The following is a 14,036-nucleotide window of genomic DNA, read 5'->3' as shown; positions in this document are numbered from 1 at the left end:
TTTTCGGGTCGGGGTTCCGCACGCAAATTTAGTAATAAACGTCGAGAGAAGTGAGTGCCCAAGTGGTGTACGCGATTGTCCGCGCAGGCGGCCGCCAAGAAAAGGTTTCCGTTGGAGACTACGTAACCCTGAACCGCGTCCCCGGTGGAGCCGGCAGCACTCTTGAGCTGCCCGCACTGCTCCTGGTGGACGGTGACAAGGTCACGTCCGCCGCTGCGGACCTGGCCAAGGTCAAGGTTACGGCTGAGATCCTCGAAGACCTCCGTGGTCCGAAGATCGTCATCCAGAAGTTCAAGAACAAGACCGGCTACAAGAAGCGCCAGGGTCACCGTCAAGAACTGACCAAGATCAAGATCACCGGTATCAAGTAACCACTGGTTGCTGTTCAGGTTTTCAACAGATTCCCCAGAATTTAAAGGCAGGCATTTCAAATGGCACATAAAAAAGGCGCGAGCTCCACTCGCAACGGTCGTGACTCCAACGCCCAGTACCTTGGCGTAAAGCGCTTCGGTGGCCAGGTCGTTTCCGCTGGCGAGATCATCGTCCGCCAGCGTGGCACCCACTTCCACCCGGGCGCCGGTGTCGGCCGCGGTGGCGACGACACCCTGTTCGCCCTGCAGGCGGGTGCGGTTGAGTTCGGTACTCGCCGTGGCCGTCGCGTAGTGAACATCGTTGCTGCTGCAGCTGCAGAGTAATAACACGTTCTGAACGGGTGGAGCGGGCCGTATGGCCCGCTCCACCTGTCTTTTTAACCGCACTAGAATTTACTAGGGCGGGCGGCGGCGCATCAGCCGGCAACACGCACTTCAAGCAGTAATTTCCACATAGAGGAGAAACACGTGGCGACCTTCGTAGACCGGGTAGTACTTCACGTATCCGGCGGAACAGGCGGCCACGGCTGTGTCTCTGTTAAGCGCGAGAAGTTCAAGCCCCTCGGCGGACCCGACGGCGGCAACGGCGGTAATGGTGGCGACGTCATCCTGCGCGTTGATGCCCAGACCACGACTTTGCTTGATTACCACCACGCACCCCACCGCCACGCAACCAACGGTGGCCCCGGCATGGGAGACTGGCGCGGCGGCAAGAACGGTGAAACCCTCGTGCTCCCCGTCCCGGACGGCACCGTGGTCAAGACGAAGGACGGCGTTGTCCTTGCTGACCTTGTAGGTGAAGGCACCGAGTTCATCGCCGCTGCCGGCGGCCTGGGCGGCCTCGGTAACTCTTCGTTGTCGTCGCAGAAACGCAGGGCTCCCGGTTTCGCCCTCCTCGGCACTGAAGGCGACTCCAGCGACATCGTCCTGGAATTGAAGTCCATCGCAGACATCGCGCTGGTTGGCTTCCCCTCCGCGGGTAAGTCCAGCCTCGTCGCAGCGATGTCAGCGGCGCGGCCTAAGATCGCCGACTACCCGTTCACCACCCTGATCCCCAACCTTGGCGTGGTTCAGGCCGGTGACGTCAGGTTCACCATTGCCGATGTTCCCGGGCTGATCGAAGGCGCGAGCGAGGGTAAGGGCCTGGGCCACAACTTCCTGCGCCACGTAGAGCGTTGTGCCGCCCTGGTGCACGTGCTCGACTGCGGAACCCTGGAAGCAGACAGGGACCCGCTCTCGGACCTTGCGATCATCGAGCAAGAGCTTGACAAATACGCGGTGGACATGAGCTACGCCGGCGTTGACGGCGAAGTGGTTCCCCTGAACGAACGCCCCAAGCTTGTGGTCCTGAACAAAGTAGACCTGCCTGATGGTAGGGACATGGCCGAGTTCGTCCGTCCCGAACTGGAACAGCGCGGCTACCGCGTCTTCGAAGTCTCCGCCACGAGCCATGAAGGCCTGCGCCAGCTGAGCTACGCCATGGGCGAGATTGTCATGGCGGCCCGCAAGGCCGTTGCCACTGCGCCTCCCAAGGTCCCAACGCCCGTTCTCCGACCCCGTGGCGTCAATGAGTCCGGATTCAAGATCCGCCGCGAGGAGAAGAACCTCGAGCCGCTCTTCCGCGTGCTGGGGGAGAAGCCGGTCCGCTGGGTCAAGCAGACGGACTTCACCAACGAAGAAGCCATTGGCTACCTTGCCGATCGCCTTGCCAAACTCGGCATCGAGAACGAGTTGTTCAAGATGGGTGCCGTTCCGGGTGACACCGTGGTGATCGGCGAAGAGGACGGGGTCGTCTTCGACTGGGAGCCCACCATGATGGCTGGCGCCGAACTCCTGGCGACGCCTCGAGGCACGGATATCCGTGTTGCGGACATCGGCGACCGTCCCACCCGTTCGCAGAAGCGCGATGAGCAGCTTGAGCGCCGCGAAGCAAAGGCTGCAGCACGCGCCGAGCTCGAAGCCGAGCGCAAGGCGGGCATCTGGACTGAGTCCGTCAGCGGCCGTCGTCTACCCAAGCCCCTGAAGGAAAGCGGCCTGGAAGCCGAAAATGACGACTAGTGCGGCCCGCGTCCCTGAAGTGACTGAAGACGCCGACGCCGCTGAGCGCCACGCCTTGGCTGGCGCCAAACGGATCGTGGTGAAGGTGGGTTCGTCCTCGCTGACCAGCATCAAGGGCGGCATCTCGGAGAAAGCACTGACGGCACTCGTCCACGCATTGGCCGAGAAGCGCAATTCAGGGACGGAGATCATCCTGGTCTCTTCCGGCGCAATTGCGGCAGGTCTCGCGCCGCTTGGCCTGGCAAAGCGTCCCAAGGACCTTGCCACGCAGCAGGCCGCGGCCAGTGTGGGGCAAGGGCTGTTGATGGCGCGCTACTCGCAGGCTTTTGCCGCGCACGGCGTCACGGTCAGCCAGGTCCTGCTGACTGCGGATGATCTGATGCGGCGCACACAGCACAGCAACGCCTACCGGGCGCTGGACCGCCTGCTGAACCTCGGCGTCGTGCCCGTCGTCAACGAAAACGACACCGTTGCCACGCATGAAATCCGCTTTGGTGACAACGACAGGCTCGCCGCCTTGGTGGCGCATCTGGTCCGGGCTGACGCGCTGGTCCTGCTTTCCGACGTCGACGCGCTCTACGACGGTCCGCCGTCGCTCGGCGCCAAGCGCATTCCGCTCGTGGCCGGTCCCCGGGACCTCGTCGGCGTAACAATCGGCAAGGCAGGCAAAGCCGGCGTCGGTACCGGTGGCATGAGCACCAAGGTGGAGGCGGCTTCGATCGCGGCAGGCTCCGGCATCCACGCCCTGGTGACGTCCACGGCCAATGCCGCGGCCGCCCTCGCGGGCGAGGACGTAGGAACGTGGTTTGCCATCAACGGCAACCGCAAGCCCGTCCGCCTCTTGTGGCTGGCCCACCTCGCTTCTGTTCGGGGCCGTTTGGTGCTCGACGACGGCGCCGTCAAAGCCGTGCGCGACCGTCACACTTCGCTGCTGCCCGCCGGGATTTCCTCAGTGACCGGGGAATTCGAGGCCGGCGATCCTGTGGAGATGATCTCCGCCGAGGGCACCGTGATTGCCAGGGGACTGGTGAACTATTCCTCCGAAGAGCTTCCCCGCATGCTTGGCCGCTCCACCAAGGAGCTCGCCAAGGACCTTGGCCGCGGATATGACCGCGTAGTAGTTCATGTTGACGACCTCGTACTGGTTCAACCGTCCCGCTCCACTAAACTTGGAGAATGACTGAGGCCCTGACCCCTGATTCTCCCGCGATGACCGACGCCCTGACTTCCGGCAATGCCGTCCAGGTGCCGGAAACTCCGGAGCTGGGAGCTGTGCCGCCCACCCCCGAGCGCGTCGAAGCTGCCGTGCATTCGATTGCGGACCGCTCACGGCAGGCCGCGCGGCGCATGGGCCAGGCGAACCGTGCCTGGAAGGACCGCGCGCTGCACGCGATCGGTGCCGCCCTCAAGGAACAGCAGGGGCTAATCCTCGCCGCCAACGCCACGGACGTTGACTCGGGACGCAGCAACGGAACCTCCGCTGCCTTGCTGGACCGCCTGACCCTGACTCCCGCTCGCATCGACGGCCTCGTCGCCGCCCTCGAAAACCTGGCAGGCTTGCCGGATCCCGTGGGCAACGTCGTCCGCGGCCAGACTCTTCCCAACGGGCTGCGCTTGCGCCAGGTCAACGTGCCCATGGGCGTGGTGGCAGCGATCTACGAGGCCCGCCCCAACGTGACCGTGGACATCGCCGGACTTGCACTGAAGAGCGGCAACGCCGTGATCCTGCGCGGCGGATCGGCCGCGGCCCACACCAACGCGGCCCTGGTGACCATCCTCCGCGACGCGCTGGAATCCGTCGGCCTTCCGGCCGACGCGGTCCAGACAGTTGACCAGTTCGGCCGCGAGGGCGCCAATGTGCTCATGCGTGCCCGCGGCCGGGTAGACGTGCTGATTCCCCGCGGCGGACGCGAGCTGATCCAGACTGTGGTGAACAACTCCTCCGTGCCCGTTATTGAGACCGGCGAAGGCAATGTCCATATCTTCATCGACGAGTCCGCCAGCGAAGACATGGCCGTCGATATCCTGCTCAACGCCAAGACCCAGCGTCCCAGCGTCTGCAACACCGTGGAGACGCTCTTGGTTCACTCGAAATCGACCGTGCTGCCGGCAGTCGCTGCCGCACTGCGTTCTGCCGGCGTAACTCTCCACGTCGATTCCCGGATCCAAGCAGCGCTGTCCGGCGCCGTGGATACAGTTCCCGCCGACGACGTCGATTGGGCTACGGAATACATGGACCTTGACCTCGCGGTTGCCATGGTGGACAGCCTCGACGAGGCTGTCGCCCACATCCGCAGGTGGTCCACCGGCCACACGGAAGCCATTCTGACGAACAACTTGGCCAACGCTGAGAAGTTCATCGCCGATATCGACTCTGCGGCAGTCATCGTGAACGCGTCCACGCGTTTCACTGACGGCGGCGAGCTCGGCTTGGGCGCCGAGGTGGGAATCTCCACGCAGAAGCTGCATGCTCGGGGTCCCATGGGCCTCACGGAACTGACCACCACCAAGTGGATCGTGCAGGGTGAAGGCCAGATCCGCGGCTAACAACGCTGTAACATAGAACAGAAGTCCTGAACGGTGGGAGGATCCGCCGTCGAAATCCTTTGAACCGCTAGGGGAGAAAATGCAGTTTCAGCAGATCGCCATTTCCATTCTCGCTCAAGGGGGCGAAACCGGACACGAGGCACCTGCACCGCTGTGGGCTGAACCGTGGGTTTTCGGTGTGTCCATTTTCAGCATCCTGCTGGTTCTGATGTTTGTGGCTGTCTCTTACACCAACCTCGGCAACCGTCACGACGCGGTCGACGAGCACTCGGATCCGCACCGCCAGCACCCGGCCAAGCACCCAGGGCTGGGTCACTAACATTTCCGCCGCAAAACCCTTCGAACAAACGGGGCGCCGGCTTCGCCTGGGCGTGATGGGCGGGACATTCGATCCCATTCACCACGGCCACTTGGTTGCTGCCAGTGAGGTTGCTGCCAAGTTTCGGCTGGACGAGGTGGTCTTCGTGCCCACCGGCCAGCCCTGGCAGAAGTCGAACAAGCAGGTCAGCGAAGCTGAGCATCGTTACTTGATGACCGTCATCGCTACGGCTTCGAATCCCAACTTCACGGTAAGCCGTGTTGATGTGGACCGTCCCGGTCCCACGTTCACTATCGACACCCTGCGGGACCTGCGGACCCAGCGGCCGGACGCCGATCTGTTCTTCATCACGGGCGCGGACGCCTTGGCACAGATCTTGTCCTGGAAGGATGTCGACGAGCTCTGGTCCTTGGCGCACTTTGTGGGTGTCACCAGGCCCGGCCACGTTCTCGATGGCATGGGCAGGGAGGACGTCAGCCTCCTGGAAGTGCCTGCCATGGCGATTTCCTCGACGGATTGCCGCGCGCGCGTGGGTGCGGGCAATCCGGTCTGGTACCTCGTGCCCGACGGCGTGGTGCAGTACATCGCAAAATACAAGCTGTACTCGGGCAAACCCGGCATGGGGGAGCCCCTGCATGCTATGACCGGATCAGACCACCAAGCACGTACTGAGTGAGTTTTGAATGAGCCAGGAACAGCCCCCCATCCGTAGCCGGCGTGACCTTCGACGAGCCCGGGACGCACGCCTGGAACAAACCGGCGGCAGTCCCGAAGCAGCGGAGAGCGCTTCTTCCGACGACGCCAGCCACGCGCCCGGGGGCGCTTCGGTCAATCGGGTGCGCCGCGTAGCCGATGCCCCGGTGGATGCGAAGCCGGCAGCGGAACGTTCATCCCAGGCCCGCGCGCGCGACCGTGCTGCCCTCCGTGCCATCAAGGAGCTCGCGGACAAAGAGCAGCAACTTTCCCGAGGCGGTCCCCCTACACGCCGTCAGTTGCGCCTGCAGCAGCTACAGGAGGAAGTTGCCCCCGGTACCTCGGCGATCCCGATCGTCGCAGCACCCGGATCCGGGCCCAGGACATCCAGCGTCCCAGCCCAGGCTTCCGGCAAGCAGCAACCCGGCGGCACCCCCATCGGCACATTGCCTGACGGTGGTGTCCGGGTTACGGCAGGGCCGCCTCCGGGTGCGCCGGAAATGACCGTGGAGCAGGCCTTGATGGCGCGCGAGCTCCTGGCAGCCCAAGTGAGCAACCAGTCCAACAAGCTTGAGCACATCGCCGCAATGGAATCGGCAGTCCAGAAGATCGCGGTCGCCGAACCCGCGGTTTCCGGGGCTGACGTTGAGCCTGCCGATCCTGAGGTGTTGGCAGAACAAATCGCCCAGGCTGAACGCGAGGCGATCCTCAACAAGAGGGCCATGGCCAAGCAGAAGCTTGCTGAACAGAATAGCCGTCCTGCTGCGCAGGACCGGGTTGAGCCTTCTGCTGCCAGCAACCTCGCCATGGTCACGCCCTTGGAATTCGTTAAGGTTCCGGGGCTGGATCGTCCCGTCATGAAGCCTCCCGGCACCACCTTTGTCCCTCTTGTGACTTCCCCTGCACCGAAATTGAAGTCCGGGCAGTCGGCGCCGGGCAAACCACGCAACTTGCGCGGCCGGGCCGGCGTCTTGGCGCGTGCGGAAGCCGCCGCTAAAGCGGCAGGCCGGCGCCCGGCGTCGGACTCCGCATCAGGTGACGAAGCGTTTGCCGAACCGGCCGAACACCCGCCCATCTCGGCAAGTTCGGCTTACGGACTTGAACCGCTCGACGCCGCGACGGCGGGACTCGGACGGGCCCAGCGTGCCCGGCTCCTGGTCCTTGGGCTCGTCGGCATCGGAGTCGTCGCCCTGATTGCGGGCATCATCATGATCACCAGCGGACTTTCCCGCTGACAACAAAAGGCTTTAGGCCACCAAACAGGCTTCGATCTATCTTCGAAGCCGCATACAAGGAGTCCCGTGACTGCACATGAACAATCCGTCCTCTTAGCCCGCCACGCCGCCCGCGCGGCAGCGGACAAGCTGGCCGAGGACATCATCGCCTTGGACGTCAGCGAACGTCTGGCCCTGACCGACGTCTTCCTGATCGCGTCCGCTCCGACGGAACGCCAAGTCAACGCCATTGTTGACGGCATCGAGGAAGAGCTGCTCAAGCAGGATCTCCGTCCTGTACGCCGCGAAGGACGTTCCGAGGGCCGGTGGGTCCTTCTTGACTACGCTGACATCGTGGTGCACGTCCAGCACACCGAGGACCGGGTCTTCTACGCCTTGGAACGCCTGTGGAAAGACTGCCCGGTGGTGGATCTGGATCTCGGTGACGACGCCTCGGCGAAGGCCCCAGCCATCGAGGAATCCTAGGCGCCAAGCCGTAAACCAACTGAATATGCCCGATTTGGAATTTTCGGAAATGCTGTTCTAAGATATTTGAGTTGCTTCGGCGGAATCTGAAACTGGACGAGATTTTCAAGCCACGTCACGGTTCGTGAAGCAGCGAGAATATGGGGCTGTGGCGCAGCTGGTAGCGCACCTGCATGGCATGCAGGGGGTCAGGGGTTCGAGTCCCCTCAGCTCCACCCTGGAGGCCTTGCTTGGAACGCGGACGTGGTTCATGTTTCGAGTAAGGCCTTATTTTTTGGAAAGGGGAACCACCTGAGCGGGTGGTTCCCTTTTTCGTGTCCTGGGCCTTTCGCGTCGTAGGCCAGACAACCTCGGGACCGCGTACTCGCATAGCTGATGAGTGTATGGAACAGTGGGCTCAGCATGACTGCACCACTTTGCCAACCGATTACGGTTTACTATGGGTGGGCATCGCCGTCCGGCGGATCGAGGTCATTCGCTGGCCCATCGCCGTCCGGCCGCCGACAACGTAGGGGGATAGTCTTTGGTAACCATGGCCGATGTCGCACGGATTGCTGGCGTTTCCCGGAGTACTGTGTCCTATGCCCTCAGCGGTGTTCGTCCGATAGCGCCCGAAACGCGTGAGCGCATCCTTCAGGCGATGTCCGAACTTGGCTACACGCCGAACTTACTGGCCCAGGGTTTGGCCGGGAAGCGGACCGGCATCGTCTCTTTGATCTTCCCGGTCGGGGAGCAAGGCATGAACACCACGGAGTTCGAGTATGTCCAAGGCGCGGCGGAGCAAGCGCGCGCGGACGGATACCATCTTCTTCTGTGGCCAATGGACCCTGACGATCTGGGCGAGATGCACCGGATCGTGGCCCAAGGCCTGGTGGATGGAATCCTCCTGATGGAAGTGAGGTCATTCGACGAGCGGATTCCGATCCTGATCGAAACTGGTGTTCCGTTCGTCTCGATCGGACGGCCGACGGATGCCGACGGCCTTGCATTTGTCGACGCGGATTTCGAAGCCATGGGCGAGCTCGCCGTAGCGCATCTGGTGGGCCTGGGGCACACGGAAATCGGGCTCGTGACGCATTCGCGGGAGTCCCTGGACGCCGGATACGGGCCGATGGTCCGCTCGTGGGATGCCGTGGCAGCTGCCGCGTCACGGCGCGGCATCAACGCGCGGCTGTTCCCGGCCGCGAGCTCACTTGCCGGTGGTCGCGACGTTTTCGAACAGATTCTCGAAGGCGCTCCGGAAACAACGGCACTCGTGATGATCAATGAAGCGGCAACTGCAGGCCTTCTGGGTGCGGCGGCGAACCATGGTTGGCGCGTCCCGGAGTTTCTATCCATTGTCGCGATCAATACAAGTACCGGCTCCGCGGAGCGCTTCATGCCCGCGCTGACGACTGCGTCCGCCGAGCCGAGAGCAATGGGTCGTGAGGCGGCCCAATTTCTTTCCGCTCGTCTCAGGGCTGAGGGCGCGGATGCCCTGCAGTGGCTTGCTGAGCCGGTGCTGACCTTACGAGGAAGCACCGCAGCGGCACGCACTACCCGGTCGTAAGACCCTTGCGCGGTCTCGGGTGCAACCCACAAATACGGCACATGATTACGCGGTCTCGCCGATCATGATTGTGATATTTGACACACCGTTACGCCGCCAACTACTGTCGAGCCATCGACCCGCGTCGACAAGGCGCGTCGACGAAACGGCGATGAGATTCCTCCTGGTACAACATGGCGGATGGTCTCCGATAAGTGTTCCCAGAGACGAAGGAAGTAACTCGTGCTTGGAATCATTCGGTACCAGTCCCGGGTGTTGACGATGCAGTCCATGGCAGGCAGCCCGGAAAGGGAATTCCCAGGCTCTTGCAGCGGGTCCATGAGCAACCGCGTCCCCGTATTCCTGGACCGTGGGGGCCGTGGAATAGCGCGGGGACGGAACCTGGAGACCGCCGTCTGCTGCTGAGCTTCAAGGCTGGAGCGCCAATGGTGCCAAGGGTGCCGCCGCAAGCGTGTAAGCGCTTGCCCAACTCAGGGGGAGCCGTAGAAGCCTCCTCACCTGACAGCACCCGGTGCACCCATCCCTATCCCAACCTGTCCCCGATGATTAGAACAACCTCTTGGAGGTACACAGCATGGAAACGTTGACCAAACCGGCCCTGGCCGCGTTCGAAGGTGGCAAGAAGTGAAGGCTATTCGACGGTTCACCGTCCGGACGGTTCTACCGGAAGCAATTGCGCCGTTGGCACGGTTGGCGAAGAACCTGCGTTGGTCGTGGCATTTGCCGACGCGTGAGCTGTTCTCCGCCCTGAACACGGAGGCCTGGGAACAGAGCAAGCATGACCCGATGACCTTTTTGGGTCTGGTCAGCCGCGAGGAATTGCACGAGCTCGCGGCGGATGCTGCAGTCGTTGAGCGTGTCCAGCATGCGGCTGCGGATCTTGACCGGTACCTGAGCGAGCCGCGCTGGTACCAGGGCCTGGGTCCGGACGCCCCTGCGTGCATCGCCTACTTCTCCCCTGAGTTTGGTATCACCGAGGTGCTTCCGCAGTATTCCGGGGGCCTGGGGATCCTGGCCGGGGACCATTTGAAGGCCGCTTCGGACCTGGGTGTGCCGCTGATCGGCGTCGGTCTGCTCTACCAGGCCGGTTATTTCAAGCAGTCCCTTTCGCGGGACGCGTGGCAGCAGGAAACGTATCCGGTGCTGGACCCTGACGGACTGCCGCTGACCCTGCTGCGCGAGGAAGACGGCACGCCGGTTCTGATCACGCTGCCGCTGCCCGGTGACCGCAAGCTGCGGGCGCATGTGTGGCGTGCCGACGTCGGGCGCGTTCCGCTCCTGCTGCTGGATTCGAACGTTCCGGCCAACGATGACGCGGCGCGCGGGATCACGGACCGTCTCTACGGCGGGGGCGGGGACCACCGGCTGCAGCAGGAGCTGCTGCTGGGCATGGGCGGGGTGAAGGCGCTGCGCGTCTACCAGCGCCTGACGGGCACCCCGGCTCCGGAGGTGTTCCACACCAACGAGGGCCATGCCGGTTTCCTGGGCATCGAACGGATCCAGGAGCTCATGTCCTCGGAGGCCCCGCTGACGTGGTCCGAGGCCCTGGCCGCGGGGCGTGCGTCCACGGTGTTCACCACGCACACGCCCGTGCCTGCCGGGATCGATCGCTTCGAGGCCGTGCAGATCAGGCACTTTTTCGAAGCCGGCCTGGCGCCGGATGTTCCGGTGGACAAGGTCCTGGAACTGGGCCGTGAGAACTACGACGGCGGCAACCCGGCGGTGTTCAACATGGCCGTCATGGGCCTGCGCCTGGCGCAGCGGGCCAATGGCGTGGCCAAGCTGCACGGGGTGGTGTCCCGCGAGATGTTCTCCGGGCTGTGGCCCGGCTTTGACCACTCCGAAATCCCCATCACCTCGGTCACCAACGGCGTGCACGTGCCCACGTGGATCGACCCGAAGATGAGCAGGCTGGCTGCAAAGTACTTTGGCAGCACCGATGTGGATGCCACCGGTTGGGACAAGATCTACGACGTGAGTGACGCGGAGCTCTGGGCTCTGCGGCGTGAGCTGCGCTCCGCTTTGGTGGAGGACGTACGGACGCGCCTGAGGGCTTCGTGGAAGAAGCGCGGCGCCGCGGATGCGGAACTGGGCTGGACCGACACCGTGCTGGACCCGGACGTCCTGACGATCGGCTTCGCCCGGCGCGTGCCGACCTACAAGCGGCTCACCCTCATGCTCCGCGATCCCGCCCGCCTCAAGGCGCTGCTGCTGCACCCCAAGCACCCCATCCAGCTGGTCATCGCCGGCAAGTCCCACCCGGCGGATGACGCCGGCAAGAAGATGATCCAGGACCTGGTGAAGTTCACCGACGACCCCGCCGTGCGGCACCGGATCGTGTTCCTGCCCAACTACGACATCGCCATGGCCCGCACCCTGTTCCCGGGCTGCGACGTGTGGCTGAACAACCCGCTCCGGCCCCTGGAGGCCTGCGGGACCTCGGGCATGAAGGCGGCCATCAACGGTTCCCTGAACCTGTCCGTCCTGGACGGCTGGTGGGACGAGATGTACGACGGCGAGAACGGCTGGGCGATCCCCACCGCCAACAACGACGCGTCCCCTTCCGAACGCGACGACATCGAGGCCGCCGCCCTCTACGAGCTCCTGGAAACCCAGGTGGCCCCGCGCTTCTACGGTTCCACGGTCTCCGCGGATGCCGGCGCCGCGGGTCCCTCCCAGTCCAGCCCGGAGACCGTCCCGACGCACTGGGTCTCCATGATCAAGCACACCTTGGCCCACCTCGGCCCCGCGGTCTCGGCAGAACGCATGCTCCAGGACTACGTCAGCATGCTCTATTGTCCGGCCGCTGTCGCGGGCAGGCAGGCGGGAACGGCCTCCTTCAAGGAAGCGAAGGAACTCGCGGCCTGGACAACCAAGATCCGCAGCGCCTGGCCCCAGCTGATCGTGGAACACGTCGATTCCGTCGGCGTCACCGAAGAACCACACATCGGCGACACCCTGCAGGTCAACGCCTACATCGCGCTCCACGACTTGACCCCCGAGGACGTGTCAGTCGAAGTGGCCTATGGCCGGGCCCAGGACGGAGACACGCTCGAGGACGTTGCACTGGTCGAGTTGACCGAAACGGAGGACCTCGGCAACGGGCGCCACCTGTTCACCGGCCCCATCCTGATCAACCGCTCCGGATCCTTCGGCTACACCGTCCGCGTGTTCCCGAAGCATCCATCCCTGGCCTCGAAGGCCGAACTGGGTCTGATCGTCAACGCCTGAGAATGGGCATCCCCGCTGCTTGTCAAAGCGGCGGGGATGCTATCCATTCGGAGGATCCTCGCCGCGCTTGGGGCTGCCCAATGTCAACACCAATCACTTCCGAATGGCGACTCGTTGAAATCACCGACGGCTAGGCATCCCTGGACGGTTCCGATTCTGGCCTGGGGCGCTGACACGGCCCTAGCCGCGGGTCCCTGCGGCGAGCACAGCGATGTTCCCCGCGTTGGCCGGGCCGCCTTCGGTTGCGGGCTTCTCTCCGTTGAAGGCACGGAGCATGGCTTCGCGGTCGAACTGTCCTTCCCATTTGGCGACGACGAAAGTCGCCACACAGTTGCCGAGCAGGTTCACGACGACGCGCATGGAGTCCATGAGGCGATCGGCTCCCAGCAGGAGCGCGACGCCGGCCACGGGGAAGATCCCCAAGGCGCCCGCCGTGGCGGAGAGTGCCAGGAAGGCCGACCCCGGCACTCCTGCCATGCCCTTTGAGGTGAGCATCAGGATGCCCAGGGCCGCCAGCTGCTGCCCGAGGTCCAGGTGGTGGCCGAAGGCCTGGGCGAGGAACAACAGCGAGATCGACAGGTAGATGGCCGCGCCGTCCAGGTTGAAGGAGTATCCGGTGGGGATGACCAGTCCGGCGGTGGAACGGGAGCAGCCAGCGTCAGTCAACTTGGTCATGATCCGAGGCAGAACCGATTCCGTGGAGGCGGTGCCCAGGGCGAGGAGGAATTCCTCGCGGGTGTACTTGATGAACTGCCACAGCGGTACGCGGACCAGGCCCCAGGCGATCAGGAACAGCAGGGCAATGAACACGATCGCGGCACCGTAACAGGCGGCGATGAGCAGGGCATACGTGCCAAGAGTGCCCAGTCCGTATTGGCCAATGATGAACGCCATGGCACCCAAGGCGCCGATCGGGGCCAGCCGCATGACCCAGCCCATGATTTTGAAGAAGACGTCCAGGGTGGTGTCCAGGAGTTGCATGACAGGAGCGCAGCGGTCCTTGCCGATCACCACGATTGCGGAGCCAAAGAAGACCGAAAAACACAGGACCTGCAGGAGGTTGTTGCTGGCGAATGCGCCGATCACACTTGTCGGGATGATGCCCAGGATGAATTGTCCGGCGTCGCCGGGCGGCGCGGCGCTGGTCTTTGCCTTCAGGGCGTCCTGGCTCAGCGTGTTCGGGTCGATGTTCAGCCCGGCACCGGGCTGGACGATATTGGCGACCACGAGGCCGAAGGCCAGGGCAAACAACGTGGCGCCGGTGAAGTACAAGAGGGCCTTGACGCCCACGCGGCCTACGGCCTTGACATCGCCGACGGCCGCGATGCCGGTGACGATCACCAGGAAGATCAGCGGCGCGATGATCATCTTGATGAGCTGGATGAACCCGTCACCGAGCGGGCGCAGGCCGGCCCCGATAGACGGCCAGAGATACCCGATCAGGATTCCGGCGACGACGGCGATAAAGATCTGAAAGAACAGGGACTTGTACAGCGGTTTCTTGATGGCGGTTGCCTGTGCAGCGTTGATGTCGAGTTTCATGGCGAAGCCAATCCTCATGCGGAACC

Annotated in this window: 12 protein-coding genes and 1 tRNA gene; 12 read left to right on the top strand and 1 reads right to left on the bottom strand. The window is 63.7% G+C overall.

Annotation, left to right across the window (positions count from 1 at the left end):
- The first annotated feature begins 62 nt into the window (after positions 1 to 62).
- From rplU to glgP, 12 genes are all read left to right on the top strand, one after another.
- Positions 63 to 371, top strand: a complete 309-nt coding sequence (rplU, locus tag LFT43_RS11960; protein WP_028267456.1) for a 50S ribosomal protein L21 — start codon at positions 63 to 65, stop codon at positions 369 to 371.
- A 60-nt stretch (positions 372 to 431) separates the two neighbouring features.
- Positions 432 to 695, top strand: a complete 264-nt coding sequence (gene rpmA / locus LFT43_RS11955) for a 50S ribosomal protein L27 (RefSeq protein ID WP_003803426.1) — start codon at positions 432 to 434, stop codon at positions 693 to 695.
- 144 nt (positions 696 to 839) lie between these two features.
- The gene (gene obgE / locus LFT43_RS11950) at positions 840 to 2,429 is read left to right on the top strand and encodes a GTPase ObgE (RefSeq protein ID WP_395797045.1); all 1,590 of its coding nucleotides are present in this window, start codon (positions 840 to 842) and stop codon (positions 2,427 to 2,429) included.
- Positions 2,419 to 3,609, top strand: a complete 1,191-nt coding sequence (gene proB / locus LFT43_RS11945) for a glutamate 5-kinase (RefSeq protein ID WP_395797043.1) — start codon at positions 2,419 to 2,421, stop codon at positions 3,607 to 3,609. The genes obgE and proB overlap by 11 nt, the downstream gene beginning before the upstream one ends.
- Positions 3,606 to 4,976, top strand: a complete 1,371-nt coding sequence (locus LFT43_RS11940) for a glutamate-5-semialdehyde dehydrogenase (protein ID WP_395797041.1) — start codon at positions 3,606 to 3,608, stop codon at positions 4,974 to 4,976. The genes proB and LFT43_RS11940 overlap by 4 nt, the downstream gene beginning before the upstream one ends.
- A 79-nt stretch (positions 4,977 to 5,055) precedes the next feature.
- Positions 5,056 to 5,295, top strand: a complete 240-nt coding sequence (locus LFT43_RS11935; protein ID WP_395797039.1) for a hypothetical protein — start codon at positions 5,056 to 5,058, stop codon at positions 5,293 to 5,295.
- 55 nt (positions 5,296 to 5,350) lie between these two features.
- Entirely contained in the window at positions 5,351 to 5,971 is a 621-nt protein-coding gene (nadD, locus tag LFT43_RS11930; RefSeq protein WP_268021408.1) for a nicotinate-nucleotide adenylyltransferase, read from the top strand.
- Between the two features lie 7 nt (positions 5,972 to 5,978).
- Entirely contained in the window at positions 5,979 to 7,223 is a 1,245-nt protein-coding gene (locus tag LFT43_RS11925) for a hypothetical protein (RefSeq protein ID WP_395797036.1), read from the top strand.
- 66 nt (positions 7,224 to 7,289) lie between these two features.
- Positions 7,290 to 7,688, top strand: coding sequence for a ribosome silencing factor (gene rsfS / locus LFT43_RS11920; RefSeq protein WP_265979969.1), 399 nt, complete (start codon positions 7,290 to 7,292; stop codon positions 7,686 to 7,688).
- Between the two features lie 142 nt (positions 7,689 to 7,830).
- Positions 7,831 to 7,903, top strand: a tRNA-Ala gene (locus LFT43_RS11915).
- Positions 7,904 to 8,220: 317 nt separating this feature from the next.
- Complete coding sequence (locus tag LFT43_RS11910; RefSeq protein ID WP_395797034.1) at positions 8,221 to 9,237, top strand: LacI family DNA-binding transcriptional regulator; 1,017 nt, start codon at positions 8,221 to 8,223, stop codon at positions 9,235 to 9,237.
- 624 nt (positions 9,238 to 9,861) lie between these two features.
- Complete coding sequence (gene glgP / locus LFT43_RS11905; RefSeq protein WP_395797031.1) at positions 9,862 to 12,468, top strand: alpha-glucan family phosphorylase; 2,607 nt, start codon at positions 9,862 to 9,864, stop codon at positions 12,466 to 12,468.
- 180 nt (positions 12,469 to 12,648) lie between these two features.
- Here the strand turns inward: glgP and LFT43_RS11900 are convergent, their stop codons facing one another.
- Positions 12,649 to 14,010: a cation:dicarboxylate symporter family transporter gene (locus LFT43_RS11900; protein ID WP_395797029.1), complete on the bottom strand. Its 1,362-nt coding sequence runs from the start codon at positions 14,008 to 14,010 to the stop codon at positions 12,649 to 12,651.
- Positions 14,011 to 14,036: the final 26 nt, after the last annotated feature.

Origin of the sequence: Arthrobacter sp. FW306-04-A (assembly GCF_044358315.1) — a bacterium.
Lineage (GTDB): Bacteria > Actinomycetota > Actinomycetes > Actinomycetales > Micrococcaceae > Arthrobacter.
The sequence above is the reverse complement of the archived record's forward strand: the minus strand, read 5'-3'. Positions and strand labels throughout refer to the sequence as shown.

Coding starts and splice junctions, on each gene's coding strand:
- rpmA (WP_003803426.1), top strand. CDS start 432: ATGGCACATAAAAAAGGCGCGAGCTCCACTCGCAACGGTCGTGACTCC.
- proB (WP_395797043.1), top strand. CDS start 2,419: ATGACGACTAGTGCGGCCCGCGTCCCTGAAGTGACTGAAGACGCCGAC.
- LFT43_RS11940 (WP_395797041.1), top strand. CDS start 3,606: ATGACTGAGGCCCTGACCCCTGATTCTCCCGCGATGACCGACGCCCTG.
- LFT43_RS11935 (WP_395797039.1), top strand. CDS start 5,056: ATGCAGTTTCAGCAGATCGCCATTTCCATTCTCGCTCAAGGGGGCGAA.
- nadD (WP_268021408.1), top strand. CDS start 5,351: ATGGGCGGGACATTCGATCCCATTCACCACGGCCACTTGGTTGCTGCC.
- LFT43_RS11925 (WP_395797036.1), top strand. CDS start 5,979: ATGAGCCAGGAACAGCCCCCCATCCGTAGCCGGCGTGACCTTCGACGA.
- LFT43_RS11910 (WP_395797034.1), top strand. CDS start 8,221: ATGGCCGATGTCGCACGGATTGCTGGCGTTTCCCGGAGTACTGTGTCC.
- LFT43_RS11900 (WP_395797029.1), bottom strand. CDS start 14,010: ATGAAACTCGACATCAACGCTGCACAGGCAACCGCCATCAAGAAACCG.